The 26621-nt window shown below is 69.0% G+C and carries 19 protein-coding genes and 1 tRNA gene; 11 read left to right on the top strand and 9 right to left on the bottom strand.

Annotated elements, in window-relative coordinates; all coding sequences use genetic code 11:
* The first annotated feature begins 81 nt into the window (after positions 1-81).
* A complete protein-coding gene (locus tag SREC43747_RS0104445; protein WP_029719944.1) occupies positions 82-273 on the top strand; it encodes a hypothetical protein in 192 nt (63 codons plus the stop codon).
* A 3-nt stretch (positions 274-276) separates the two neighbouring features.
* Here the strand turns inward: SREC43747_RS0104445 and SREC43747_RS0104440 are convergent, their stop codons facing one another.
* Positions 277-957, bottom strand: a complete 681-nt coding sequence (locus SREC43747_RS0104440) for an HNH endonuclease (protein WP_408005217.1) — start codon at positions 955-957, stop codon at positions 277-279.
* Positions 958-1182: 225 nt separating this feature from the next.
* On the opposite strand from SREC43747_RS0104440, the gene SREC43747_RS0104435 reads away from it, so the two are divergent.
* The 5 genes from SREC43747_RS0104435 (at position 1183) to SREC43747_RS0104415 (ending at position 7245) form a co-directional block, all read left to right on the top strand.
* Positions 1183-3279 carry a prolyl oligopeptidase family serine peptidase gene (locus SREC43747_RS0104435; RefSeq protein WP_029719942.1) on the top strand — a complete coding sequence of 699 codons (2097 nt, stop codon included), beginning with the start codon at positions 1183-1185 and terminating at the stop codon, positions 3277-3279.
* A gap of 83 nt (positions 3280-3362) precedes the next feature.
* Entirely contained in the window at positions 3363-4358 is a 996-nt protein-coding gene (locus tag SREC43747_RS0104430) for a mechanosensitive ion channel family protein (RefSeq protein WP_029719941.1), read from the top strand.
* A gap of 53 nt (positions 4359-4411) precedes the next feature.
* Entirely contained in the window at positions 4412-4795 is a 384-nt protein-coding gene (locus SREC43747_RS0104425) for a globin (protein ID WP_029719940.1), read from the top strand.
* Between the two features lie 59 nt (positions 4796-4854).
* The gene (locus SREC43747_RS0104420; RefSeq protein WP_236623024.1) at positions 4855-5868 is read left to right on the top strand and encodes an alpha-amylase family glycosyl hydrolase; all 1014 of its coding nucleotides are present in this window, start codon (positions 4855-4857) and stop codon (positions 5866-5868) included.
* A 63-nt stretch (positions 5869-5931) separates the two neighbouring features.
* A complete protein-coding gene (locus SREC43747_RS0104415; RefSeq protein WP_051387696.1) occupies positions 5932-7245 on the top strand; it encodes a DUF418 domain-containing protein in 1314 nt (437 codons plus the stop codon).
* On the opposite strand, the gene SREC43747_RS0104410 is transcribed toward SREC43747_RS0104415, so the two are convergent.
* The 6 genes from SREC43747_RS0104410 to SREC43747_RS0104385 form a co-directional block, all read right to left on the bottom strand.
* Complete coding sequence (locus SREC43747_RS0104410) at positions 7242-7883, bottom strand: DUF8010 domain-containing protein (protein WP_029719937.1); 642 nt, start codon at positions 7881-7883, stop codon at positions 7242-7244. The genes SREC43747_RS0104415 and SREC43747_RS0104410 overlap by 4 nt on opposite strands.
* Positions 7876-8307, bottom strand: a complete 432-nt coding sequence (locus SREC43747_RS0104405; RefSeq protein ID WP_029719936.1) for an acyl-CoA thioesterase — start codon at positions 8305-8307, stop codon at positions 7876-7878. The genes SREC43747_RS0104410 and SREC43747_RS0104405 overlap by 8 nt, the downstream gene beginning before the upstream one ends.
* A 73-nt stretch (positions 8308-8380) precedes the next feature.
* Positions 8381-13321, bottom strand: a complete 4941-nt coding sequence (locus SREC43747_RS0104400) for an NAD-glutamate dehydrogenase (protein ID WP_029719935.1) — start codon at positions 13319-13321, stop codon at positions 8381-8383.
* Positions 13322-13486: 165 nt separating this feature from the next.
* On the bottom strand, positions 13487-15316 hold the full coding sequence (locus SREC43747_RS19595) for a tetratricopeptide repeat protein (protein WP_152553660.1): 1830 nt from the start codon (positions 15314-15316) through the stop codon (positions 13487-13489).
* 218 nt (positions 15317-15534) lie between these two features.
* Entirely contained in the window at positions 15535-17211 is a 1677-nt protein-coding gene (gene ettA, locus SREC43747_RS0104390) for an energy-dependent translational throttle protein EttA (protein WP_029719933.1), read from the bottom strand.
* Between the two features lie 112 nt (positions 17212-17323).
* Complete coding sequence (locus tag SREC43747_RS0104385) at positions 17324-19342, bottom strand: bifunctional copper resistance protein CopD/cytochrome c oxidase assembly protein (RefSeq protein ID WP_029719932.1); 2019 nt, start codon at positions 19340-19342, stop codon at positions 17324-17326.
* 90 nt (positions 19343-19432) lie between these two features.
* Here SREC43747_RS0104385 and SREC43747_RS0104380 point away from each other — a divergent pair, with 90 nt between their 5' ends.
* The 3 genes from SREC43747_RS0104380 (at position 19433) to SREC43747_RS0104370 (ending at position 21080) form a co-directional block, all read left to right on the top strand.
* Positions 19433-19996 (top strand): DUF3558 family protein, encoded by a 564-nt coding sequence (locus SREC43747_RS0104380; protein ID WP_236623023.1) that lies wholly within the window; start codon positions 19433-19435, stop codon positions 19994-19996.
* A gap of 116 nt (positions 19997-20112) precedes the next feature.
* A tRNA-Arg gene (locus tag SREC43747_RS0104375) sits at positions 20113-20189 on the top strand.
* A gap of 234 nt (positions 20190-20423) precedes the next feature.
* Positions 20424-21080, top strand: a complete 657-nt coding sequence (locus SREC43747_RS0104370; RefSeq protein ID WP_029719930.1) for a YdcF family protein — start codon at positions 20424-20426, stop codon at positions 21078-21080.
* Between the two features lie 20 nt (positions 21081-21100).
* On the opposite strand, the gene SREC43747_RS0104365 is transcribed toward SREC43747_RS0104370, so the two are convergent.
* Positions 21101-21706, bottom strand: a complete 606-nt coding sequence (locus SREC43747_RS0104365; RefSeq protein ID WP_029719929.1) for an Rv1733c family protein — start codon at positions 21704-21706, stop codon at positions 21101-21103.
* A gap of 168 nt (positions 21707-21874) precedes the next feature.
* Entirely contained in the window at positions 21875-24208 is a 2334-nt protein-coding gene (locus SREC43747_RS0104360; RefSeq protein WP_051387685.1) for a GTPase-associated protein 1-related protein, read from the bottom strand.
* Between the two features lie 202 nt (positions 24209-24410).
* On the opposite strand from SREC43747_RS0104360, the gene SREC43747_RS0104355 reads away from it, so the two are divergent.
* Positions 24411-25142 (top strand): PIG-L deacetylase family protein, encoded by a 732-nt coding sequence (locus SREC43747_RS0104355; RefSeq protein ID WP_029719927.1) that lies wholly within the window; start codon positions 24411-24413, stop codon positions 25140-25142.
* Positions 25143-25299: 157 nt separating this feature from the next.
* Positions 25300-26619, top strand: coding sequence for an MFS transporter (locus SREC43747_RS0104350; RefSeq protein WP_029719926.1), 1320 nt, complete (start codon positions 25300-25302; stop codon positions 26617-26619).
* The last annotated feature ends 2 nt before the right edge of the window (positions 26620-26621 follow it).

The following is a 26621-nucleotide window of genomic DNA, read 5'->3' as shown; positions in this document are numbered from 1 at the left end:
GAGTTCCCAGCCCCCGTTCCACTCCCGCGGACCCGGAAAACCCGTCAACCCGCTCGTGCGTCCGAATTGTTGGGAGGTTTTATGACCAATCCAGAAGGAACCGTCGCGCAGAACGACTTCTCCGAACAGCGGGAAATCCACGAACCGCTGGTGTCGCACGGCGTTCGGATCAGCCGCCGGCCGAGCGGCGTCCGCATCAGCGCCCGCCTGGGCGCGCGGAGCCGCCGGCCGCGCAGCCGAACCGAGCACGAGGGCGTGCGCATCAGCTCCTGACCGTCAAGCTGCCGGTTTTCCCAGGTAAGGCAGCCACTGCGGATCGGCGTCCGACAGCCGGGCCAGCAACCGCCAGTGCCGCCCCCGAGGCGCACGAGGCACCACCGGCAGCTCCCACCCCAGCTCGCTCAGCGTCTTGTCCGCCTTCCGGTGATTGCACTTGGCACAACTGGCGACGCAGTTGTCCCAGCTGTGCGTGCCGCCGCGACTTCGCGGAACCACGTGATCGATCGTCTCCGCCCGGGCGCCGCAGTAAACGCACCGGTAGTTGTCCCGCAGCAGCAATCCCGCCCTGGTCAGGGGGATGTTGCTGTGGTAGGGCACCTTCACGAACCTGCTCAACCGGATCACCGAGGGCACCTCGATCGCCCGACTGGCCGAATGCAGCACCATGCCAGCGGAATCGCAGTGCACCACTTCGGCCTTGCCGCACACCAGCAGCACGATCGCTCGGCGCAGCGGCAACGCGGTCAACGGTTCGAAAGTGGTGTTCAGCAGCAGAACTCGACGCTTGCGCCAGGACGTCTGGCTCTGACCATTGGTCCTCTGCCCGGTGCCGTTCGACGAAGCACCAGGACTTCGCCGCGCTGCCCCTGCGGGAGCGCTCTGCACTGCCGGTTGTCGTCTCGGATGTCGGTCGGGCACGCGACCACCTCCACCGGTATTCGGGCCCAAGTCGACCACAAACTCCTGCCCGAATGCACGTGTGCCGCGTTACGCGGCGGCAAATTGTTCGCCGAGCGACAACATCGCTCGGGCAAATCCATTGTCGGGGAACAACCGCCTCGAGGCGGAGTGATCTCTTCAGCGCAATTCACCACTGCGAACCGACCAGACCGGGGAAAGATCATCCCGCCGTTCCGCGGTGCACGTATCGTCTCGGGCGTGACCGAAGCACGACCAACGCCAATGAACTACCCTCCCGCCGAGCGCGTGGACGTCGTCGACGACCTGCACGGCCGCCGGATCCCCGACCCCTACCGGTGGCTGGAGGACCCCGCCGACCCGCGCACCCAGGCCTGGTCGGCCGAGCAGGACGAACTCGCCCGGTCCTGGCTCGACTCCCTGCCCGGCCGGGAGACCGCGGCGGAGCAGATCCGGTCACTGCTGTCCGCCGGATCGGTTTCCGCTCCGGTGTGGCGCGCCGGACGGGCCTTCTTCATGCGGCGCGAACCCGGCCAGGAGTTCGCGGTGCTGCACGTGCGCGAACCCGACGGGACGGAACGCCCGCTGCTGGACGTCACCGAGCTCGACCCGTCCGGCCTGACGACCCTGGACAGCTGGTCGCCCAGCCTGGAGGGGGAACGGCTGGCCTACCAGATCTCCGTCGGCGGCGACGAGGAGTCGAAGCTCTACGTGCTGGACGTGACCAGCGGCGAAATACTCGAAGGCCCCATCGACCGCTGCCGCTACTCCACCATCTCCTGGCTGCCCGGGGGCGAGGAGTTCTTCTACGTGCGGCGGCTGCCCGCCGAAGCCGTCCCCGAAGGGGAGGAGCAGTTCCACCGCCGGGTGTGGCGGCACCGCGTCGGCAGCGACCCCGACCGGAACGACCTGCTGGTCCTCGGCGAAGGCCAGGACCCCACCTTCTACTACGGCACCCACGTGTCCCGGGACGGGCGCTGGCTGGTGGTCGAAGGCAGCCCCGGGACCGCCCGGCGGGACTCGATGTGGATCGCCGACCTGTCCACCGGCTCCGACCTGCCCGAGCTGCGGCAGGTGGTGGACACCTCCGAGGGCTACCGGGTCTCCTCCTGGGTCGAGCGGGACGGCCGCCTGTACGTGCTGACCACGCTCGACGCGCCGCGCTGGCGGCTGTGCGTGGCCGACCCGGCCAACCCCGAGCCCCGCAACTGGACCGAGCTGATCCCCGAGGACCCCGAATCGGTCCTGGAAGGGGTGCGCTGGTTCGACTCCGGTGACGGCTCACCCCGGCTGGTGGTGCTGCGCACCCGGCACGCCGTGTCCGAGCTGTCCCTGCACGACCCGACCACCGGGGAGCGCACGGCCGACGTCCCGCTGCCCGGGACCGGCCAGGTCACCTCGATCACCACCGTGGACGAGGCCACCGAGCACAGCGAGGACAAGCTGTGGATCGGCTGGACCGACTTCACCACCCCGCCGTGCGTGCACGTCCACTCCACCAGCAGCGGGCGGACCGAGCTGGACCAGCAGGCCCCCGGCACCGTGCGCACCCCGGAGATCCACACCCGCCAGGTCACCTACACCTCGCGGGACGGCACCCCGGTCCGGATGTTCCTGCTGAGCCCGGCACCGGACCCCGACACCCCACGCCCGGCGCTGCTCACCGGCTACGGCGGGTTCTCGCTGTCCCGCGAACCCGGCTACACCCCGACCGCGCTGGCCTGGGTCGCCGCCGGCGGGGTCTGGGCCCTGCCGTCCCTGCGCGGCGGTGGCGAAGAGGGCGAGCAGTGGCACCGGGCCGGGATGCGCGAGAACAAGCAGAACACCTTCGACGACTTCCACGCCGCCGCCGAACACCTGATCAACACCGGCTGGACCACCTCCGACCAGCTGGCCATCTCCGGCGGCTCCAACGGTGGTCTGCTGGTGGGCGCGGCGCTGACCCAGCGGCCCGACCTCTACCGGGCGGTGGTGTGCTCCGCGCCGCTGCTGGACATGGTGCGCTACGAGAAGTTCCTGCTCGGCCGCACCTGGAACGAGGAGTACGGCACCGCCGACGACCCCGAAGAGCTCGAGTGGCTGCTGTCCTACTCGCCCTACCACCACGTGGAGGAGGGCACGGCCTACCCGTCGGTGCTGTTCACCGTCTTCGAATCGGACACGCGGGTCGACCCCAACCACGCCCGCAAGATGTGCGCTGCGCTGCAGCACGCCACCAGCTCCGACCCGGCGAAGCGGCCCGTGCTGATCCGCCGGGAGACCGAAGTCGGCCACGGCGCCCGCTCGGTGTCCCGGACCGTCGGACTGGTCACCGACCAGCTCGTGTTCCTCGCCGAAGCCACCGGCCTTAACCTCGGTTGAGCCTCCGCGGCGCGGCGCGGGTGGGGCCCGCGCCGCGCCGCGGAGGCTGCTGTTCCCCCGACAACAGTGTGGAGACACCCCCGATGAGACCCCCGTTACCGACCCAGCCGTCGATGCTGAGCGAACCCGACTGCGTGACCGACCCCGACAGCTGGTGCGGCACGGTCTTCCACTGGACCGGCAACGAGTGGCTCGCGATGTACTCGGACCTGCTGATCGCCAAGCCACTGCACATCCTGCTGATCCTGATCGGCGCGTACCTGCTGCGCTGGGCGGTGCACCGGATGATCACCCGGTTCATGCAGGGCAACGGGGACCAGCCGCCGAAACTGCTGCAGCCCCTGCGCGAGCGCAAGGCCGGAACCCTCAGCGCCGACCTGCTCTCCGAGCGGCGCCTGCAGCGCACCCGCACCATCGGCTCCATCCTCAAATCGCTGAGCTCCTTCCTCATCTACGGGCTGGCGCTGGTCTACGTGCTGCAGGTGCTGGGTGTGGAAGTGGGCCCGGTGCTGGCCTCCGCGGGTGTGGTCGGTGTGGCCGTGGCGTTCGGCGCGCAGAACCTCGTGCGGGACTTCCTGTCCGGCATGTTCATGCTCGTCGAGGACCAGTACGGTGTCGGCGACGTCGTGGACCTGGGTGAAGCCACCGGCACCGTGGAGTCCGTGGGGCTGCGGGTGACCACGATCCGCGACCTCAACGGCACCGTGTGGTACGTCCGCAACGGCGAGATCCTCCGGGTCGGCAACTTCAGCCAGGGCTACGCCGTGGCGGTGGTGGACCTGCCGATCGCGCACACCTCCGACGTGCGGCAGGCGATCGACGTGGCGACCCGCGTGGCCAGTGAAGTCACCACCAAGCCACCCCTGTCGAAGGACGTGCTGGAGAACCCGGAGATGCTCGGTGTGGAGCAGATCACTGCGGACACGATCATGCTCCGGTTGACTGCGAAGGTTCGGCCCGGCAAGCAGTGGTCGGTGCAGCGCAAGCTGCGGGCGGAGATCAAGCAGGCCTTCGACGAAGAAGGGATCCGAGCCCCTTACCCCGATGGGCGACCGCTCCCGCCGGTGAACCTCAACTAGAGCTTGAGCCAACGCCGCACGGGTCCGATCGGACCGATTGAGATGATGGAGGCGTGACTTCCGTGGAGACGTTCTACGAGCAGGTCGGCGGCGAAGCGACCTTTCGCCGGATCGTGGCCCGGTTCTACCAAGAGGTCGCCAAGGACGAGCTGCTGCGGCCCCTCTACCCGGAGGAAGACCTGGGGCCGGCCGAAGAGCGGCTCCGGCTGTTCTTGATGCAGTACTGGGGCGGGCCGCACACCTACTCGGAGCGTCGCGGCCACCCGCGCCTGCGGATGCGGCACGCACCGTTCAAGATCGGCCCGGCGGAACGGGACGCCTGGTTGCGCTGCATGCGGATCGCGGTGGACGAGGCCGATCTCGCGCCCGAACACCGGGACAAACTCTGGCAGTACCTGGAAATGGCTGCCGACAGCCTGGTCAACTCCTGGTTTTGAATGGCAAGTAGATGCACCTCAACGGTTCAGCGAACAACCAAGTTGAACATCCTTGGTGGTTGAACGCGGTTTACTACCGGATTGACGTCCGGTCCTTCGCCGACTCGGACGGGAACGGGATCGGCGATCTGGACGGGCTCCGCGCCCGGTTGGGCTACCTGGAACTGCTCGGTGTGGACGCGATCGTGCTCGCCGGGACGGGACGGAACGAACCGGCCACGGAATCGTTCGCCGCCCTGGTGGGCGAGGCCCACGAAGCCGGCATCCGGGTGCTGCTGGCGACGGACCTCGACCCCGCCGAGACCGACCCGCAACAAGCCCTCCTGCCGTGGCTGGAGTTCGGCATAGACGGCTTCCACATCGCCCCGCGCGACGACCTGTCCGGGGCCATCGGCAGCGCGGTGGCCGCCTACCCGGACCGGGTGGTGATCGGCAGCGGCAAGGGCCGCTGGCACCTCCACTTCAACCTGGACCTGGCCGTGGCCGGCTTCCAGGCCGAGAAGGTGCAGGACGCGATCGACCGCATCCTGGGCAGCAGCAGCGCCCGACCGGCGTGGGCGATGGCCAGTCACGGCAGCGACCGCATCCGCGACGAAGCAGCTCTCACCCCGGTGCGGGCGATGGCACTGGTGCAGCTCGCCCTGCCCGGCGCGGTGTGCCTGCGGCACGGGGAAGAACTGGGCATCCCGGGCACGCAGCCGATCCCGATGCCGTGGGAGGGCACCGAGCCGCCGTTCGGCTTCTCCCCCGCCGCCGGCGAGTGGTCGGCCATCCCCCCGGAGTGGGCGGATTTCACCGTGGAAGCACAGCTGGAGGACCCGGATTCGACGCTGTCGCTCTACCGGCACGCCCTGGAGACCCGCAGCGCGCACGCCTCCGGCGGCACCAGCGGGATCGAGTGGTACGGCGCCCCGGAGGGTTGCTTCGCGTTCCGGCGCAAGGACACCAACCTGACCTGCGCGCTCAACACCACCGATGAGCCCGTTCCGGTGCCGCCCGGGGAAGTGCTGCTGTCCAGCCGCCCGCTGCTCGACGGGGAGCTGCCACCCGGCAGCGCCGTGTGGTTGGCCTGAGGCAGGCTGGACACCAGCACGTGCCGAGCGCATCCAGTACCACCAGGATTCGATGACGTGACCATGTCCGCTACTGCCCACCGCGGTGACTCCCGCGCGCCGTCCACCCGCAACCGCCTCATCGGCATCGACATCGCCCGGTTCATCGCGGTGCTGGGCATGTTCAACATCCACTTCGGGGTTCCGTTCGTCGACGGCCTCGCCGAGGTCAAGGCGGCCCAGTTCTCCAGTGGACGTTCCACGGCGCTGTTCACCCTGCTGGCCGGGGTGTCGCTGGCACTGCTCTCCGGCCGGCAGGAGCCGCCCACCGGGATCGCGTTGCGGCAAGCCCGGTGGCGGATCGCGGTGCGCGCGGCGCTGCTGGTGGTCATCGGCATCGTGCTGGCCAAAGCCACCGAAGCCACCGGTTTCCTGCTCACCGTGATCATCCCGTTCTACGGGATGTACTTCCTGTTGAGCCTGCCCTTCGTGGGGTTGCGGTCCCGCGGACTGCTGGTGGCGGCGGGCACGGCGGCCGTGCTGGGGCCGCAGCTGTCGTTCGTGCTGCGCAGTTGGATCGAGCGCACCCCGGCGGCGCAAGGCGCGGTGGACGCGATCAACTCGGTCGACCCGGGTCACCTGCTGGCCGACGCCGGGGTGCTCGACCTGCTGCTGATGGACTTCTACCCCGCGGCTTCCTACCTGGCCCTGGTGCTGGCCGGCATGGCCATCGGCCGCATGGACCTGCGGTCCAACCGGGTCCGGTGGGGCCTGGGCGTGGCGGGCCTCGTCGTCTCCACGGCGACGTACGCGCTTTCCGGCTGGCTGGTGCAGCTGGTCGGTGGTGTTCCGGACGTGCTGATCGAGGGCACTGTTCCGGTGGAGCACCCCGAGTTCCTGCTCGCCACCATCTCGCACAGCGGCAGCACGTTCGAGCTGCTGGGCTCGGGAGGGATCGCGGTGGTGATCCTGGCGGTCTGCCTGCTGCTGGCCGACCGCGCCGGCCGGGTGCTCAAACCGCTGGCCACCGCGGGCTCGATGGCCCTGACCCTCTACGCGCTGCACGCGATCGTCATGGCTTGGCAGATCGTGGTCGGCGGCTGGACGTTGAGCGGAGCGCCGGAGTTCTTGGAGGAACTGGCCAGCATGGGCCCCGCGCTGCCGGACGAACCGGACATGCCGGCGTTCCCCCGGGACGGGCACCGGCCGGAGGGCGTGGTGGCGTTCGTCAACACCTACATGCCCGAGCTGTTCCTGGTGTTCTCCGTCCTGTTCGCGGTGGTTTGGCGCCGGTTCTTCCAGCGGGGGCCGCTGGAAGCTCTCGTCAGCAACACCGTCCGCCGAGTGACCGAGCCGCTCTTCCGGGCCACCGCGGAAAAGGCGGACCGGTCCCGCTAGACTAGCAGCGGCAGCAGCGCGTGGCGGCGCCGGACCACCGCGCCGAACCGGGAGTCCAAGCGCAGCCACGAGTCCGTGGCGCTGACCCGGACGATCTCACCGGCCGGCGGCTGCGACAGCAGGAACCCCATGCCGGAGAGCACGAACAGGCAGCGCAGCGGGATCTTCACTTCCATCCCGGAGCCGCTGACGGTGAACACCTCCTGGTCCAGCAGCGCCGCCGGCGGTGTCCCCTTGGGGCCGGGGTTCTCCCGGGCCAGCTCGATGCCCCGGTCGGCGACTTCGTGGACCACTTCGGCCGGCAGCTCGTCGATCCGCTGCCAACCGCGGACCGGAGGAAGTTCAGAACGCCACAGCAGGTCCTTCGGCGCCCCGGGATCCATCACCGGACCACCGGCCACGGTCAGCGTGGCCAGCAGCTCGTTGCCGGAAACGGTGATGTCCGCCGGTTCGACCTCGCCTTCCACCGCGCGGGTGCACAGCGCGTCGAACGGGGTCGCCGCCCACACGTCCACCCGACCGGTGCCTTCCCGGTTGCGCAACCGCACCACCGTCTGCGGGTCCAGCCGCACCGCGCGGGCGATGAAAGCGCCCAGGTCCTCCCGGTCCGCCGGATCGGGGATTCGCAACTCAGGCACGGCTGCGCTCCGGGGTCACCTGCTCCAGTTGCCACTCGGCCAGGAACTCGCGCTCTTCCGGCAGCAACCGGCGCGGTCGACGAGCTTGCAGGTCGTACGGCACCATGAGCGTCTCAGCGGAGGCCACGGCCTCCTGGGCGTAGGCGGTGTAGTCCATCACGAACGAAGCCGCCTTGAGCTCGCGCACCGACATGTGCACTTGGATGGATTGCGCCGACCACTCCAGCGGAGTGTGGTAGTCGACCACCACTCGGGCGACCACCATGCCTTCGGCCATGCCGCGCAGGCCGCGCCGCTGGGCCTCGGTGAACAGCAGCTGCGCGCGCGCTTCCTCCAACAAGGTGATCGTCTTGGCGTGGTTGACGTGGCCGAACGCATCCATGTCGGACCAGCGCAAGGCCACCTCGGCTACGAACGCGCCCACTGAGCTTCCTTCCGTCGTGCTGCCTGCAGCCGGGGAGCGGGAGGCTTCCGGCTCCCCGGAAGCCTCCCACATCTCACCTGACCATATTGCGCATCTGCCGAGCAGCCACGGAAAGGGTGGCCAGGTCGAGTTGCGCGGAAGCGCGGATCTGCTCCAGCGCTCCCTTCGCCCGCGACAACCGCGACTCGTTGGCCGACTCCCACTTGGCGATCTTCTGCTCCGGGGCGTCCTCCGAATCGCTCGTGCTCAGCACGTCGACGGTGATGCCGCGGAGGATCGCGTAGAAGTCGTCCCGCAAGGACAACCGCGCCAGCGAGTGCCAGCGGTCGCCCCGCGGCAGCGCGTTGACCGCCTGCAGCATGTGCTCCACGTCGAGGTGTTCGGAGAGCAGGTAGTACAGCTCAGCGCTCTCCTGCGGGCTGTGCTCGGCGGTCACCGTGCCGTCCTGCTCGGCCAGCTCGGCGATCTCGGTGATGTCCAGCAGCGAGTAGGCGTCCAGCAGCACCGCCACTCGTTCGGCGAGCTCCGCGGGAACGCCCTGCGCGGTCCACCGCTCCACCTTCTCGTCCACCGCCTGAGCGGCCTGGCCGTGCAGCCACCCGCGCACCGAGCCGCACAGCTCCGCCACCACCGGCCGGAACCGGCTGATCGCAGCGCTGATCGTGAGCGGCTGCGGCCGGTTCGACAGCATCCACCGCGAAGCGCGGTCCAGCAGCCGGCGGGTTTCCAGCACCAGCTCGTCCGCGGTCGAACTGGGCACCCGGCCGTCCAGCTCGTCGATCTGCCGCCACAGCTCCCGCAGATCGAAGATGCTGGTCACCGCGGTGAAGGCCCGCACCGCGTCGGTGCAGGAAGCACCGATCTCCTCGGCCAACCGGTAGGCGTAGGAGATGCCGGCGTGGTCCACCATGTCGTTGACCAGCAGGGTGGCCGTGATCTGCCGCCGCAGCGGGTGGTGGGCGATGTTCTCGGCGTAGTGCTGCCGCAGCGGTTCGGGGAAGTACTCCTCGAGCCGGTTGCGGAACGTGTCGGCGTCCAGCAGGTCGCTGTTGAGCAGCTCGCTCTTCAACGCCAGCTTGACGTGCGCCATTAAGGTCGCCAGCTCCGGCGAGCTGAGCCCGGTCCCGGTCTTCTCCAACTGCCGGAACTCCTTGGCGCTGGGCAGGACTTCCAGCTCGCGGTCCAAACCGGCGTGCTGCTCCAGGTAGGCCACCTGCCGGGCGTGCACCGGCAGCAGTTCCGCGGCCTGCGCCCGGGTGACCCCGAGAACCGCGTTCTGCCGGTAGTTGTCCCGCAGCACCAGCTCGGCGACCTCGTCGGTCATCTCCGCCAGCAGTTCGTTGCGCCGCTGCTGGGTGAGCTTCCCCTCGGTGACCAGCTGGTCCAGCAGGACCTTGATGTTCACCTCGTGGTCGGAGCAGTCGACACCGGCCGAGTTGTCCAGCGCATCGGTGTTGATCTTCCCGCCGGTGCGGGCGAACTCGATCCGGCCGCGCTGGGTGAACCCGAGGTTGCCGCCTTCGCCGACCACCTTCACCCGGAGCTCGTTGCCGTTGACCCGAACGGCGTCGTTGGACTTGTCGCCCACTTCCGCGTGGGTTTCCGAGCTGGCCTTGACGTAGGTGCCGATGCCGCCGTTCCACAGCAGGTCGACCGGGGCCAGCAGGATCGCCTTGATCAGCTCCGTCGGCGTCATCTGCTGCACGGATTCGTCGATCCCCAACGCCCGCCGGATGTGCGGGTTCAGCGGGATCGACTTCAGCGAGCGCGACCAGACGCCGCCGCCCTCGCTGATCTTCGACCGGTCGTAGTCGTCCCAAGTGGACCGCGGCATGGTGAACAGGCGCCGGCGCTCGGCGTGCGAAACCGCGGGATCCGGGTCGGGGTCGATGAAGATGTGCATGTGGTTGAACGCGGCCACCAACCGGATGTGCTCGCTGAGCAGCATCCCGTTGCCGAACACGTCCCCCGCCATGTCACCGATGCCGACGACGGTGAAGTCCTGGGACTGCACGTCCACGCCCAGTTCGCGGAAGTGCCGCTTGACGCTCTCCCACGCACCGCGGGCGGTGATGCCCATCGCCTTGTGGTCGTAGCCCACCGACCCGCCGGAGGCGAACGCGTCGCCGAGCCAGAACCCGTACGACTTGGCCACCTCGTTGGCGATGTCGGAGAACTTCGCGGTCCCCTTGTCGGCCGCCACCACCAGGTAGGTGTCGTCGCCGTCGTGCCGGACGACGCCCTGCGGCGGGACGACCTCGCCGCCGACCAGGTTGTCGGTCAGGTCCAGCAGACCGGAGATGAACATCCGGTAGCAGGCGATGCCCTCCTGCTGGTACGCCTCCCGGTCCACCACCGGGTCGCCGGTGGGGGCGGGCGGCCGCTTCACCACGAACCCGCCCTTGGCGCCCAGCGGCACGATGACCGCGTTCTTCACCGCCTGCGCCTTGACCAGGCCGAGGATCTCGGTGCGGAAGTCCTCCCGCCGGTCCGACCAGCGCAACCCGCCGCGGGCGACGGAGCCGAACCGCAGGTGGACGCCCTCGGTGCGCGGCGAGTACACGAACACCTCGTACTGCGGGCGGGGTTCCGGAAGCCCCGGAATCTCCTTGGGTTCCAGCTTCAGCGCCAGGTAGGGCCGCGGCCCGTCGGGACCGGTGACGAAGTAGTTGGTGCGCAGCGTCGCCCGGATCAGGTTCAGGTAGCTGCGCAGGATCCGGTCCGCGTCGATGCTGGTCACCTCGTCGATCAGCTTGGTGACCTCGGCGACCAGGTCGGCTTCGGCGCTGCTGCGCTCCTCATCGGACAGCTTCGGGTCGAACCTGGTCTCGAACAGCCGGACCAGGGAGACCGTGGTGGTGCGGTGCGCCAGGATGGCGTCTTCGATGTAGTCCTGGCTGTAGGCGGTGCCGACCTGCCGCAGGTACTTCGCGTACGCCCGCAGCATCGCGGCCTGCCGCCAGGTGAGCCCGGCGTGCAGCACCAGGGCGTTGAAGCGGTCCACCTCGGCAGCGCCCAGCCACACCGCGCGGAAGGTCTCCTCGAAGCGCTCCCGCAAGCTGTCCAGCTGCGGATCGCCCTCCGCTCCTTCCAGCACCTGCGGGTTGATGTGCAGGCCGAAGTCGTAGATCCAGAAGTGGGAGTCGTCGTCGAAGACGATCTCGTACGGGCGCTCGTCCACGACCTCCACGCCCATGCTCTGCAGCACGGGGAGCACCTGGGAGAGGGTCATCCGCTCGCCGCGCACGTAGATCTTGAAGCGGCGCTCTCCCGAACTGGCGTCCCGGGGCACGTAGAACGCCACGTGCAGGCTCTTCTCGTCGGTGAGGTTCTGCAGCCGGTGCAGGTCCGTCAGACCGTCGGCAGCGGTGAAGTCCTCCTTGTACGCCTCCGGGAACGCCGCCGCGTAGCGGTGCCCGAGCTGGCTGACCATCTCCGAGCCGCGCCGGGGCCGGCGTTTCTGCTCCCGTCCGGACAATTCCGCGTCCACCTGCTCGACCATCTGGTCGTCCCAGGTGTGGATGGCCTCTTCCAGCCGCCGCTGGATCCGCGCCAGATCGGGCTCGACGCTCTGCTCCGGATCCGTGTGCACCGTGAAGTGCACCCGGGCCAGCGCGGACTCCCCGACCCTGGTGCTGTACTCCAGGCCCGTACCGTTGAGCTCGGCCAGCAGCACTTCCTGCATGGCCAACCGGGACGTGGTCGTGTAGCGCTCCCGCGGCAGGTAGACCAGGCAGGAGAAGAACCGCCCGTACGGGTCGTGGCGCAAGAACGGCTTCAACTTCCGGCGCTCCGCGACGGCCAGCACACCGGTGATGGTCTCCTGCAGGGTGGCCGGGTCCGTGGCGAACAGCTCGGCGCGCGGGTAGTTCTGGATCTCCTCCAGCATCCGCTGCCCGGAGTAGGACTCCAGCGGGAAACCGGCCGCGTGGATGACGTCGCGCACCCGCCGTTCGATGTACGGGATGTCCAGCACGTTCTCGTGCAGCGCGGTGGTGGTGAACAAGCCGAGGAAGCGGTGTTCCCCGTTGACCTTCCCGGTGGAGTCGTAAGTCTTCAGTCCAATTTGGAAAGGATGCACCGGACGGGGCACTGTGGACGGCTCGCTCGCCGGGGTGAGCACGAGCAGCTCCTCCGGACCGGTGAGCGGGAGCGAAGCCAAATTCCGCTTGGCGGCAGCATCCCCGCGCAGCACCCCGAGCCCGGAAGCGAGCACCGGGTGGACCTTGGAGTCGCTGCCCTCGTCCAGCTCGTAGTGGCTGTAGCCGAGGAAGGTGAAGTGCCCCGAGGAAAGCCAGCGCAGCAGTTCCGCGGCGTCCCGGACGTCTTCCTCCGGCGGCACCTTCGGCGGGTCCCGGCGCAGCTCCTCGGCCAGGGAAAGCGCGGTCTCCCGCATCCGCTCGGCGTCTTCCACGACTTCGCGGACGTCGTTGAGCACCGCGGAGAGCTCGGCCTCCAGCTGGCTGAGCCGGTTCGTGTCGACGATCTGGTCGACTTCGATGAACATCCAGGACTCGGCCAGCGTGCCCTCCGGCGGCTTCGCCGGATCCGCCCCCGGAAGCACCTCGTGCAGCACCCCGGTGAGGTCCCGCTGCACCACCATGATCGGGTGGACGACCTGCTGGACTCGGGCCCCTTGCCGGACCAGTCCGGCGACGACCGAGTCGACCAGGTAGGGCATGTCGTCGGTGACGATCTGCACCACGGTCGACTGGCTCTGCCAGCCGTCGCGTTCCCGCGTCGGGTTGAAGACTTGCACCACCGGACGCCCAGGAGCGCGGTTCTCGGCCAACCTGTGGTGCGAGCGCAGCGCACCGGCGAGCTCGGCCGGTTCGTCGACGAGTTCTTCCGCGGGAACGTGCCGGTAGTAGACGCGCAACAGCTCAGACAGATCCGGGGCCAGCTCCACGGCTTGCTCGAGCAGGTGCTTCTTCACCAGCTCCGGGTTCTCCTGCTGCCCAGCCGTGTCAGGGGCGAGCCCCGGCATCGTCCTCTGTTCCGGATTCGAGGTCATCTTAAGGCTGCTCCAATTTGACGGCACCTCGTTGTGCCAACCCGAGTTCCACCTTAAGACTGCCAGCAAATCCAGCGTAGCTGGGCTGCATCGCCGAGAACCGCGTGAACGCCAGGACAACGATCGGTGACCGCGGTGTTAGCGGCGAACACTCGCCGTGCGGTGTCACTCCATCGCAGCTCGGCGGTGCCGAGCAGGCAGCTCTTCTTCCGAAGTGGACGATTTCGTGGACGTGGCGCCGGGCTGGCTGTGCCGGCCTCCTGCCGAGCTCTCCGCCCCACCCTGCTTCTGCTGCCGGCGCCCGTTCTCGTAGGCCACCATCGCTTCGGCCAGCAGCTCGGCCAGACCGGCGTCCTTGCTCAACTCCTCGGCCGAGTCACCACCAGCCTCGGCTTCGACAGGCCGAACAGCCGGCTCGGTGTCCGCTTCCGCGTCCGCGCCCTGGGCGTCCTCCTGGTCAGCAGCGGGAGCGTCGTCCGCGGCCACCGACGGCGCCCATCCCGGTCGGTGCCTGGCCAGCATCTCCACCGCCGGCGTCACCCCGGTGTCCTCCACGGCGCGGCGGCGCCGCCGGCCCTCCCGCTTGGGCAGCTCCGCGAGCTGCAGGCTCGCCTGGATCTCCGCCAGCGACCTGCCCTTCGACCGGCGCCCGCTCGACTCCGACGCGCCCTCGGCCTCGGCGGGCTCGGCGCTCGCCTGCTCCTCCTGCTGCTGGGGAACCGCCGCGGCCTGCTGTTCCGCGGGCTCTTCGGCAGGTTCCGCGGGCACCGCGATGACCGGCAAGATCGTGGTCACGTCGGCACCCGAATCCGGCCGGGCGTCGCTGTCCTCGGTCGGGAATCCCCCGACCTCGACCTCGGTGGTGCGCTCCGCTGCGGCATCCGAGGACGCCGCAGCACCATCGGTCGACTCCGCCGGAGAAACCGCCGGCCACGAACCGGTGGCCGGTTCCTCGCCGCTGGGCTGCTCGACGGCTCGATCCGGATCGCTGCCCGGGAACCTCGGGGCGCTCGCCGTGGTGTCGCTGCCGAGCTCCTGCCGCGGCGCGGGCACCTCCGCCGGTTCCCGCGCCACCCCGGCAGCAGCCGGAGAACCGCCCGCGGCGGAGAACACCGGCTGCTGGGCGTCACCGGCTCGGTCCGCCCCACCCGGGAACGCTTCGAGCAGCCGGAGCCGTGCCGCGTGCACCGCACCACGCCAGCGGCGATCCGCGGAGTAGGCCTTGCGCAGCGCTGCGAGCGCTGCCGGGTAGTCCCCTTCCCGCTCGTGCAGTCGGGAAAGCGTGCCGAGCGCTTCGGTCAACAACTCGTCCAGCTGGTACCGCTCCGCGGTGGCCGCGGCGTCGTTGAGCAGTCGGACCGCTTCGGGAGTGTTGCCCTCCGGCAGGTAGACGCGGGCGGCGAGCACCAACCCCAACCAACCGGTGGGCACCGCCGAAGCCGCCCGCAACGGTTGCGCCAGCACCGAGCGGGCGTTCGCCACCGCTTCCGAGCGCTTGCCCAGCTCCAGCAGGCCTTGGACCCGTTCGTAGGTCAGCTGGGCGTGCACCTGCCCGCCTTCCGCGGCCGGGTCCCCCAGCCGCCTGAGCAGCCGGGTGCCCGAGTCAACCACTTCCACCGCCCGGGCGAAATCACCCCTCCGGCGGTGCAGTCCAGCGCGCACCACGTGCACCCGGGCCTGCAGCACCTGCACGAGGTCCCGGTTCACCGCGGGGAGCTGCGCGTAGAGGCGCTCCGCCTCGTCCAGCGCCGCGAACCGCTCCTCGTCCTGGTGGTGCGACGGGAGGCACGAGCCGACCACCAGCAACCCGTGCGCCCGCAGCTCCGGATCCACCTGCTGGCTGCGCAGCACCGGATCGATCACCCGCAGCGCGACCTCGTGACTGCACGCGCTGCCAGCGCACCAGGCCAACTCGACGCGCAGCTGGGCAGCGATCTCGCGCTCGCCGGCGGACTCGGCTTCCCGCACCGCGGTCAACGCCCGCCGGGCGGTCACCACACCGCGCCCCAGCCGATTGGCGGCGAAGAGAGCGAGACCTTCCGCTCGCAGCCAGGTCGGAAGGTCCCCAGACCGCTTGGCGAGCGCAGCCGCGCGATCACTGAGTACCAGTGCCAGCTCGGGAACCCGCCACCGCATCTGCCAGGCGGGCTCGAGCAGCTCTGCTGCTGAGCCAGTGCGCTGTAAACCGGGCTCGCTCGCCAAGGCGCCTCCGTTCAGCCCCGGGTCAGCTTCCGGTGCACGACCCGGTGCGGACGGGCTGCTTCCGCTCCCAACCGCTCGATCTTGTTCTTCTCGTAGCCCTCGAAGTTGCCTTCGAACCAGAACCACTTGGCCGGGTTCTCCTCGTCACCCTCCCAAGCGAGGATGTGCGTGGCCACCCGGTCCAGGAACCACCGGTCGTGGGAGATCACCACAGCGCAGCCGGGGAACTGCTCCAGCGCGTTCTCCAGCGAGCTCAGCGTCTCCACGTCGAGGTCGTTGGTCGGCTCGTCCAGCAGGATCAGGTTACCGCCCTTCTTCAGGGTCAGCGCCAGATTCAGCCGGTTGCGCTCACCACCGGAGAGCACACCGGCCGGCTTCTGCTGGTCAGGACCCTTGAACCCGAAGGCGCTGACGTAGGCGCGGGAAGGCATCTCCACCTGTCCGACCTGGATGTAGTCCAAACCGTCGGACACGACTTCCCAAACCGTCTTGTTCGGGTCGATGTTCTCCCGGTTCTGGTCCACGTACGAAAGCCGCACGGTGTCGCCGACGATGACCTCCCCGGCGTCGGGCTTCTCCAAGCCGACGATGGTCTTGAACAGGGTGGTCTTGCCGACGCCGTTGGGGCCGATGACACCGACGATGCCGTTGCGCGGCAGGGTGAAGGACAGGTCGTCGATCAGCAGGCGGTCGCCGAAACCCTTCTTGAGGTTGCGGACCTCGACGACCTGGTTGCCCAGCCGCGGCCCCGGCGGGATCTGGATCTCCTCGAAGTCGAGCTTGCGGGTCTTCTCCGCCTCAGCAGCCATCTCCTCGTAGCGCTGCAGGCGGGAGCGGGACTTGCTCTGCCGGGCCTTGGCGTTGGAGCGCACCCACTCCAGCTCGTCTTTGAGGCGCTTCTGCAGCTTCGCGTCCCGCTTGCCCTGCACCTCCAGGCGCTCGGCCTTCTTCTGCAGGTAGGTCGAGTAGTTGCCCTCGTACGGGTAGGTGCGGCCGCGGTCCAGCTCCAGGATCCAGCCGGCCACGTTGTCCAAGAAGTACCGGTCGTGGGTGACGGCCAGGACGGCGCCCGGGTAGTTCGCCAGGTGCTGCTCGAGCCACAGCACGCTCTCGGCGTCCAGGTGGTTGGTGGGCTCGTCCAGCAGCAGCAGGTCGGGCTTGCTCAGCAGCAACTTGCACAGCGCCACCCGGCGGCGCTCACCTCCGGAGAGGTTCTTGACCATGGCGTCCGGCGGCGGGCAGCGCAGGGCGTCCATCGCCTGTTCGAGCTGGGAATCGAGCTCCCAGGCCTCCGCGTGGTCCAGCTCCTCCTGGAGCCGGCCCATCTCCTCCATGAGCTCGTCGGAGTAGTCGGTGGCGAGCTTCTCGGCGATCTCGTTGAAGCGGTTCAGCTTCTGCTTGATCTCGCCGACGGCCTCCTCGACGTTGCCCAGGACCGTCTTCTCCTCGTTGAGCGGAGGCTCCTGCTCCATGATGCCGACGGTGTAACCCGGGGTGAGGAAGGCTTCGCCGTTGTTCGGTTGGTCGAGTCCTGCCATGATGCGCAGCACGGTCGACTTGCCAGCCCCGTTGGGACCGACGACACCGATCTTGGCGCCGGGATAGAACTGGATGGTCGCGTTGTCGAGGATGACCTTGTCCCCGTGCGTCTTGCGCACGTTCTTCATGGTGTAAATGAACTCGGCCATGCCATGAATCGTAGTTGCGTCCCGCACTCCTCAGCGCACGCGGTCGACGAGCGGGGCGGCGCACTATGAGCAAAGTAACGGCAACCCCCTGGCGGGGAAGGGTCCGCGCTGGTCAGCGCGCCCCGCCATCCCGCTCGGCGAGCTTCTTGAGCATGGCGTTGTAGGCCGCCAGTTCCGCTTCGCCGTCCGCGTCGGCCTTGCGGTCCTGCCGGCGGGCCTCCCGCCGGTCGGCCCGGGCCCACTGGATCAGCAGGGCCAGCAGCACCAGCACCAGCGGCACTTCCCCGGACGCCCACGCGATGCCGCCACCGAGGTTCTGGTCCTCGAGCAGGTCGACGCCCAAGCCCATGGTGCGGTAGAAGGGCTCGCCGATGACGGTCTGCATCATCATCAGCGTGATGCCGAAGAACGCGTGGAACGGCATCGCGACGAACAGCAGCGCCACCCGCCCCAGGTGCGGCAGCGGTTTCGGCGCGGGGTCCACCCCGATCACCGGCCAGTAGTAGATGTAGCCGGAGAGCAGGAAGTGCGCGTTCATCGCCAGGTGCGCCCAGTGCTCCCACAGCGCCAGGTCGATCAGCGGCGTGAAGTACAGCAGGTAGAAGGAGGAGACGAAGATCACCAGCGCCACGAGCGGGTGAGTCAGGAACCGGGACACCGGTGAGTGCACCAGGGCGAGCAGCCACTCCCGCGGTCCCGGCGGATTCCCCTTGCCCGCCGGCTTCAACGCCCGCAGCGCCAGCGAGGTGGGGCCGCCCAGCACCAGGAACACCGGCGCCAGCATGGACAGCAGCATGTGCTGGCCCATGTGCACGCTGAACATCGCCATCGCGTACTTGCCCACCCCGGTGGAGGTGGCGACCAGGATGGTGGCGCAGCCGCAGAGCCAGGCGACGGTGCGCCCCACCGGCCAGGCGTCGCCGCGCTTGCGCAACCGGCGAACCCCGAGCAGGTACAGCACCGCCAGACCGATGGACAGCGTGCCGTAGACCAGGTCGAACCGGGCCTCGAAGAACAGGTCGAACCAAGTGGGCGCGCTCTCCAGCGGATAGCCCAGGACCAGCTCGGTGGTGCTGGGCACCGGCCCGAGTTCCGCGGGCGGCGGAGTCCTCCCCAGCGCCACCGCGATGCCGATGGTGGCGAACATCAGCAGCATCTCCACCGCGCCCAGCCGCAGCAGCACCGCTCGGCCGGCGCCGCTCTCGATCCGCTGCGCGATGTTGCGCCGCTGGAAGTAGCCGAAGACCCCGAGCGCCACCAGCGCGACGACCTTCAGGATCAGCAGCCAGCCGTAGGGGGTGGTGAACAGTTCGGCGGGGGTCACCCGCACCAGGGCGTTGATCCCCCCGGAAAGCGCCATCGCGATCCACGCACCCAGCGCCACCACCGAGAACCGGCGGGTCACCAACGCCAGGTGCGGGCCCTTCCGGGCGCCGTGGGCGAGCAGCGCGATCAAGCCGCCGACCCACAGCGTCGCGCCGTAGAGGTGGAACAGCAGGCTGTTGGTGGCGATGTCGTGCGCACCACCCGCGGCGGAGTGCCCGGTGGCGATCACCGGGAACAACCCCAGCAGGGAGAGCGCGAACATGGTGACCGCCCAGCCCCACGAGAGCACCGCCCGGCACCCGATGGCCAGCACGAACACCAGGATCGCGGTGATCAACCAGGACTTCGCTTCGGCGAGCGCGTCCACCAGGGAAGGCAGCACTTCCGGCTGCAGCACCTGGCTGACCGGACGCCCGGTGGCGTCGGCGGCGATGAACGGCACCATCAGGGCCGCGCCGAGGAACCAGACCGCGGCGCCCCAGCCCGCTGTGCGCACCGCGGCGTAGCCGTGCGCGGTCAACGCCCCGGAGCGTTCGGCTGGGATGCCGAAGGAGGCGAGCAGCAGGGAGCCGATGCTGATGACCGCACCGGTCTCCGCGACGACGCGCACGATCGGCAGGCCGTAGTGGGTGACCGGACCGGGATCGGGCAGCCCGTACAGGGCGTAGGAATCGCCGGCGAAAAGAGCCGTCAGCGCGGCAGCGAGCGCCCCGGCCAGGAGCATCGCTGTGACGATCAAGGTGTTCACGGTTCCGGCGGCTGGGCGCTGCCCCGGCGCTGTATCCCGGACGGTCTCAGCAGACACAATCCGAGCGTAGCCCCAGGACTTCGAAGACCTCCGGAGGGCGGGGCGCGAAGTGAACGAGGACGCAGTGCTCCCGGCTACTGTTTGATCGTGACCTTCGCCCGCTGTTGCGCTTCAGCACTCACCGCCGGACTGCTGTGGGCGCTCACCGGTTGCACGACCGCCATCCCGGGAGAACCGGTTCCGGCTGCCGGGTTCCACGATCCACCGGAGCAGTGGTCGTCCTCCGAGGCCGCGGTACCGGTTCCGCGCGCCACCGACGGTTTCGACCCGTGCCAGTTGCTGACCCAGCAGGAGTTGGCGGTGGCGGGTGGCGGCACCGGGGTGTCCCATCCGGACAACCCGCTGCCGGGCGTGTGCTCCTTCCCGCTCGCCGGGGAGCTCGGGAACACCGCCGCGGTCGGTTTCCACGAAGCGTACGAGTCGGCGCCGCAGCGGCAGCCGCGAGGAGTCCGGACCGAAGTGGAGGGGCACTCGGTGTGGCTGTACTGCGAAGTGGTCGAGACCTATCAGACTTGCACCGCCACCACTGCGATCCGCCGGGACCGCTCACTGCTGACCATGCTGTCGGTGCGGAACGCTTCGGCTGCCGACGTCTCGGATATGCTGTTCCATTTGACGAAAGCTGCTTTGCACAAGCTGCCGCCGGGATGAAAACTGTCAATCAGCTTGCCATTCGGTACCGGCTCGGCAACGGTACGGCGCCGGTGCTTCCGATCCGGACGTCGACCGCTACCCTTGCTTGCTGCAGACAGCGTGGAGAGCGACCAGCCCCCATAGCTCAGCTGGATAGAGCGGAGGACTTCTAATCCTTAGGTCGCAGGTTCGAATCCTGCTGGGGGCGCCAACCCGTCACCCCTGCTGGCGGGGCGCGATTTCAAGATCAACTTCACTTTACCTCACCACTCGTCGCGCCTCACCGGCACTCCCACCTTCGGCGGCACCACCGGGGCCGCGCCGCGCACGCGGCCGACGATCTTCGCGGCCGGTTCGCCCAGCGCGCTGAGACAACGCGCGGATCCCGGTACCTTCGTCGCTGGCGCCAGCAGCCAGCCGCACTCCTCTTCCCCGAGGTGGACCCATGCAGACCATTCCGGAGCAGCACCGGCGAGACGTCGAAGCGCTGTGGGACTACCACAACCTGCACCACGAGCCGGTCCGCTGCGACGCCGGGATCGGGCTCGGCAGCCACGACATCGGCGTCGCCGAGCACGCCGCGGAGCTCTTCCACCGGGGGTACTTCCCCGTCGTGGTGTTCACCGGGGCCAACGCGCCCACCACAGTGGACCGCTTTCCCCGCGGGGAAGCAGTGCACTACCGGGAGCACGCCCTGCGGCTCGGTGTGCCGGACAGCGCGATCCTGGTCGAACCACGCGCCACCAACACCGGGGAGAACATCGAATTCAGCAAGGAACTGCTGTGCCGGCGGCTGCCCGGGATCACCTCGATCATGCTGATCTGCCGCCCCTACCACCAGCGCCGGGCCTACGCGACCGCCAAGAAGCACTGGCCGGAAGTCCGCATCACCTGCTCCTCCCAGCAAGTGCGGCTCGACGAGTACCTGCGGCGCATCGGCGATGTCGACCGGGTCATCAGCATGCTCGTCGGGGAGACCCAGCGGGTGATCCGCTACGCGGAACGCGGCTTCACCGTCCGCCAATCCATGCCCGAGCAGGTCGTCGCCGCCTACCGGCGGCTGGTCGAGGCCGGCTACACGAGAAGGCTCATCCGCGACTAGCACCAGGCCGCGGCGCTCCCCTACCGCTGCGAGGAGCTCCCGCCACGACGCATCAGCACCCACTCCCGCTCCCAGCCCCGCATGGCGTAGCGGCGGGCCAGGCCCTGCACCGCGGCGATCGCCGCGAAGCACGCCGTCTCGATGAGCACGAGCAGCGCACCGGTGGCCACGACCACCGACACCAAGATCGACCCCGGCCCCGCCGGTGGAGTGATCTTGTTCCCGGCCTTGTCCACCCACAGCGTCACCTCGTCCCCTCGCCGGGCATCGCTGCGGACCATGATCTGCTTGGTGTGCAGGCCGTTGTCGGAGCGCCACTGCACCGTGGCGATCGAGTTCCTGCCGGTGTGCCCGTAGCCTCCCGAAGCGGTGACGACCGGTTCCGGGTCGGTCAGCAGCACAGCGGTGACCTGCCGGGACTCGGCGGCGATGCGCTGCGCGCGCAGCGTGAGGTCGGCGTGCAGCGACTTGCCGAACAGACCGGTGGCCGGGACCGCGATGAGGGCCGCGGTCAGCAGCAGGATCGACAACCCGGCAGCGACCCGGTCGATGGGCCGGCACAGCGGATTCCCCGTGAACATCGCGTTCACCAGCCATGCCGCATGAGCTTTGAGCGCAGCGACCATCACTACCTCCCGGCCCGGTCCGACCGAAACCCGTTCCCACCGCTGCCCTTGACCGCAACGGGGTGATCCACTGCGCAGTATGGCCTCGAACGGACCGATCGTTATGGCAACGTGACGATCTATACACTCTCGGTGTAACTCTTTTGGGGCAGAATTGCCGATCTTTCCCTAACGGGGTTGCTGGGAGCGGCGCATCCAGTGCGCCAGCCACTCGGCGATCCGGCTGCGCTTCGGGCGGGTCTGGCCGCGGTAGAGCTCCCGCAGCCACTCGTGCCAGGCGGAGACGTCCGCCCCGGCCTCGCGCAGCAGCCGGCTCACTTCCCGGTAGTCGGCCTGGGTGTGCGACCGGGCCCAGGCCTCCAAGGCCTGGTCGAACCCCGCCTTCACCTCCGTCGCCGAATCGTCCGACCAGGCGATGAGGAAGGCCAGCGCCACCGCGCGGTGCTGGCGCTGCTCCTCAGCGCTGCCGTCCAGCCACGTCTTGGGCAGTTCGCGCACCAGCATCCTCTGCAGCTGCGCCCCGGAGGAGACGACCGCCGCGGCCGACAGCGAAACCCCCAGCAGCTGCTGCACCGCTTCTTCGGCCCGGGCTTGCAGCACGTGCTCGGAAATGCCCTGCAGCTGGAGGTTCTCCGGGAACGTCTTCGCCCGGCGGAGGCTGGTCAGCCACGAACGCATCCGGCTGTCCTCCTCCCACAGCTGCCGCAACCACCCGTGACCGGCATCCAAGTGGTGGCCGAGCAGGCGCAGCACGTCCAAGTAGCGAGCGGACACTGTGGACTTGCTCAGCACCTGGAACGCCCGGTGGGCCAGTGATTCGCTGATCCACGTCGTCGGCAGCGAACCGAAGAACTCGCTCAACTCCTCCACGGTCGGGTCCACAGAGGAGAAGAGGACTTGCCAGATCCGCTCCGCGCGTTCCCTGGTGCCGGAAGCTCGCAGTCGCCGGCAGAGAACGGCCACGGCATCCCGGCGTGCCTGACCGCCCGCGGCCATCGCAGCCCCGGCGACGGTGGCGTCCAATTCGGAAGAAGGATCGCTGAGCGCGGGAACGAGCAGCGGCCACCAGTGCTGCTCGAGATCCTCCGTCGCGGTGGCTCCAGCGGCCAAGCGGCGGTTCAGCTCCTCCCGCAGCAGTCGCAGCAACTCGTCCCGGCAGACCCATTCCTCCGGGTGCACTCGGGCATCCGGGTTGTCCGCCCACCAGGACACGAAACGCTCCGCGGATTCCCGGAACTCCTCGAAACGAGGCGTCACACCGTACTGGGAGGCGATCCGCAGAACTCCGTCCAACTGGCTTCCGGCCGCGGCCCGGCAGGCCTGCTCCACCACCGCGGTGGCCTCGTAGAGCTCTTCCGCCGTCCAGTCCCAGCTCTTGGTCACCTGCCCGGTGGGCGCTCCCGCGTCGAGCTCGTTGCGCAGCAACGCGATTCGCGCTTGCGCTGCCTGGTCCCCGGTGAGCCCGGCAGCGAGTTCGGCCAAGATCGACAGTCCGGGCGAGCCGCCCACCACGGCGTCCAACACCGGCTGCACCGTCCGGGCGCCGGAGTGCTTGATCTGCTCGGTCACCCAGCCGGCCAGCGTCCGCACGTCTTCCGGATCCGCGGGGGATTCCCCCAGCACCCCCGTGCAGCTGGCCAGCCGGTCCGCCGCGGTGGCCGCGACGGCCCCGCGTTCCCGGGCGAACCGGTGGGCCAGTTCGACCGCCTGGACGATCCGTTGTGGATCACCATTGAGGAAACGGGGAACCCAGTGCCGAGCCGCCTCGGTCAGGACGGTGGTCTGGAATTCCCCCGATTCCAAGTCGAAAACGCACACCCCGGCGATGTCTTCCACACCGGTCAATTCACCGGCCGCGTCCGGGTGCACCGCCACCAGCCGGTGTGGACTTCGCAGCGGATCGTCCGAGAGCACTTGGAAACTGGTGCGCAGCGCGGTCTGTTGCGGAAGGAGCAGAGTTGCTGCGGCGATCCAGCGGATCACCGGCTCGACCGCGGCGCTGACGAAAACCCCCCGCGGGGCGTCCGGCGCCTGCGCGCGCTGCACCGCGGAGAGGATCGCGGTCAACCACTCCTGGCCGCGGGGGTTCTCGAGCACCCAGTCCCGCAACAGCTCCGGGTGCAGCGGACCTGATTCCGGTCGTGCGGCAACAGCAGCGCACACCTCGTCCGGGGAATCCGCCCACCACTGGGCCCGCCACAGCTGCGCCGGCCGCACTTCCCCGTAGAGCTGGGCATCAGCGGCGGCGATGGCGTGGACGAACCGGGGTTGTTCCGAAGCAGCGCACTGAGCGGTCACGTACACCCCGTCGTACCAGTGCGCCAGCATCGGCTGACCGTCACCGGTCGGGGTGGCGGCGAAGCGCAGCTGGCCGACCGCTGCCATCGCCTGTCCGGTCGTCCCAGGTGAAACCGCTTGGAACTGGAGCCCGTCTCCGTCGGGGTCGCCCTCTTCCGGGATGCCGCCGGCGTAGAACAGCGACTGGAATTCCTGGGCACCCATGCGCCACTCCGTTCAGACTCTCATGACACGCCGCTGTTGCTGCTTGACCCCAGTTGATCACTAGCCTACCGCTGCACATCCACCGCTTTTCGGTGCGGCATGACACGAAAGGGCTATGCACGACTGCGCATCCGTGCGCGTTTTCCGCGGCCCGGCGACACAATGGCGGTCACCGCTCACCGCCGCCGGACAGGAGTTCGCCATGCCCCCTGAACTCGCCCCGCTTCCCGCGGACTGGCAACGAGCGCTGGCCGTGGTCGCTCATCCGGATGACTTGGAGTACGGGGCGTCCGGTGCGGTGGCCTCCTGGACCACCAGCGGCAAGGAGGTCAGCTATCTGCTGGTGACCCGCGGCGAGGCCGGGATCGCCGGGATGGCGCCGCGAGAAGCGGTCGAGGTCCGCGAAGCGGAGCAGCGCCGCGCGGCGGAACTGGTCGGGGTCAGCTCCGTGGAGTTCCTCGACCACCGGGACGGGGTGATCGAGCCGACTCCCCGCTTGCGCCGCGACATCGCCCGGGAGATCCGGCGCAGGCGGCCGGAGCTGGTGGTGACCCTCAACCACCGGGACAACTGGGGACCCGGCACGTGGAACACCCCGGACCACCGGGCCACGGGAACAGCGGTGCTGGACGCGGTGGCGGACGCCGGGAACGAGTGGATCTTCCCGGAGCTGGTCGCCGAAGGAGCTGCCCCGTGGCGGGGCGTGCGCTGGGTCGCGGTGGCCGCTTCCCCCTCGAGTTCGCACGCGGTGGACATCTCCGAGAGCTTCGAACAGGCGGTGCGTTCGCTGGCCGCGCACCGCGCGTACCTCAGCGCGTTGAGCGACGAGCCGCCCGAGCAGTACGCGCGGCGTTTCCTCGACACCGCGACGAGGCAGTTCGCCGACCGGTTCGGCGGCAAGCGCTGCGTGCCGTTCGAGCTCTTCGAGCTCTGAACCCGCGCGGGGTCGGCCGGCACCCCTTCTGCACCGAACGGCGGGCGTTGGAAATCCGCCACCCCGGAGATCTTGTGATCTGCGGCACTGATGATTACAGTCTGCGAAAACTTACAGCGTTAGTTACCTGTCGCACACCCTTCCGGAGGGCGTAACGATGGCCGCCACCGCAACCAGCGCCCGCAAAGTTGCGTTAGCCAGCCTGATCGGCACCACCATCGAGTGGTACGACTTCTTCATCTACGGAACAGCCGCAGCGCTGGTCTTCAACGAGTTGTTCTTCCCCGCCTTCGACCCCACCGTCGGCACCATCGCCGCCTTCGCCACCTTCGCCGTCGGCTTCCTCGCCAGGCCGCTCGGTGGCGTGCTGTTCGCGCACTTCGGGGACAAGGTCGGGCGCAAGCCCATGCTGATCGTCTCGCTGATGATGATGGGCGTGGCGACCCTGGCGATGGGTCTGCTGCCCACCTACGCCTCCATCGGCGTGTGGGCCCCGGTGCTGCTCACCCTGCTGCGCTTCACCCAGGGACTCGGGGTCGGCGGCGAATGGGGCGGTGCGGCCCTGATGGCGGTGGAGCACGCACCCGAGAACCGGCGCGGGTTCTACGGCAGCTGGCCCCAGGTGGGCGTCCCGGCCGGGCTGCTGCTGGGCAACCTGACCTTCTCGGGGATCAGCGCCAGCGTCTCCGAAGAAGCCTTCATGGCGTGGGGGTGGCGGATCCCGTTCCTGCTCAGCGGGGTGCTCATCGTGGCCGGCTACGTGATCCGGCTCAAGATCAGCGAAAGCCCGGTGTTCGAGAAGGCGATGCAGCAGAAGGAGCAGGAGCGCGCTGAGCGGATGCCGGTGCTGGAAGTGCTGCGCAAGCACCCCAAGACCGTGCTGCTGGCGGCCGGTTCGTTCCTGGCCACCAACGCGACCTTCTACGTCAGCACCACCTGGATCGTCTCCTACACCACCACGGCCCTGGACTACGAGCGCACCACCGTGCTCAACGCCAACTCGTTCCTGGCCGCCACCGACATCCCGCTGATGATGGCGTTCGGCCTGCTCTCCGACCGGCTCGGGCGCAAGAAGATGTCGCTGGGCGGCATGCTGGCCCTGATGTTGTTCGCGGTGCCGTGGATCCTGCTGGTGGACAGCGGCTCGATCGTGCTGTACCTGATGGCCGGGTTCGTCGTGCAGATCTGCCGCACCGCGGTGTACGGCCCGCAGTCCGCGTTCTTCGCCGAGCTGTTCAGCACCCGGCTGCGCTACAGCGGGGCCTCGCTGAGCTACCAGATCGCTTCGATCCTGGGTGGCGGGATCGCCCCGATGATCTGCACCGCGGTCTACGGCGCCACCCAGTCCTCGCTGGCCATCGCCGGGTACGTGGTGGTGCTGTGCGCGATCTCGTTCGGCTCGATCTACCTGCTCGGGGAAACCTACAAGCGGGACCTGACCAGCGAGCGGCCCGCGCAGCGGGAAACCACCGCCTGAGC

This window comes from Saccharopolyspora rectivirgula DSM 43747 (assembly GCF_000497205.1).
Lineage (GTDB): Bacteria > Actinomycetota > Actinomycetes > Mycobacteriales > Pseudonocardiaceae > Saccharopolyspora > Saccharopolyspora rectivirgula.
The sequence above is the reverse complement of the archived record's forward strand: the minus strand, read 5'-3'. Positions and strand labels throughout refer to the sequence as shown.

Bases quoted from the DNA above. Each gene is read 5' to 3' on its own strand.
- SREC43747_RS0104445 (WP_029719944.1), top strand. From the start codon at position 82: ATGACCAATCCAGAAGGAACCGTCGCGCAGAACGACTTCTCCGAACAG.
- SREC43747_RS0104435 (WP_029719942.1), top strand. From the start codon at position 1,183: ATGAACTACCCTCCCGCCGAGCGCGTGGACGTCGTCGACGACCTGCAC.
- SREC43747_RS0104430 (WP_029719941.1), top strand. From the start codon at position 3,363: ATGAGACCCCCGTTACCGACCCAGCCGTCGATGCTGAGCGAACCCGAC.
- SREC43747_RS0104415 (WP_051387696.1), top strand. From the start codon at position 5,932: ATGTCCGCTACTGCCCACCGCGGTGACTCCCGCGCGCCGTCCACCCGC.
- SREC43747_RS0104400 (WP_029719935.1), bottom strand. From the start codon at position 13,321: ATGACCTCGAATCCGGAACAGAGGACGATGCCGGGGCTCGCCCCTGAC.
- ettA (WP_029719933.1), bottom strand. From the start codon at position 17,211: ATGGCCGAGTTCATTTACACCATGAAGAACGTGCGCAAGACGCACGGG.
- SREC43747_RS0104370 (WP_029719930.1), top strand. From the start codon at position 20,424: ATGCAGACCATTCCGGAGCAGCACCGGCGAGACGTCGAAGCGCTGTGG.
- SREC43747_RS0104365 (WP_029719929.1), bottom strand. From the start codon at position 21,706: ATGGTCGCTGCGCTCAAAGCTCATGCGGCATGGCTGGTGAACGCGATG.
- SREC43747_RS0104360 (WP_051387685.1), bottom strand. From the start codon at position 24,208: ATGGGTGCCCAGGAATTCCAGTCGCTGTTCTACGCCGGCGGCATCCCG.
- SREC43747_RS0104355 (WP_029719927.1), top strand. From the start codon at position 24,411: ATGCCCCCTGAACTCGCCCCGCTTCCCGCGGACTGGCAACGAGCGCTG.
- SREC43747_RS0104350 (WP_029719926.1), top strand. From the start codon at position 25,300: ATGGCCGCCACCGCAACCAGCGCCCGCAAAGTTGCGTTAGCCAGCCTG.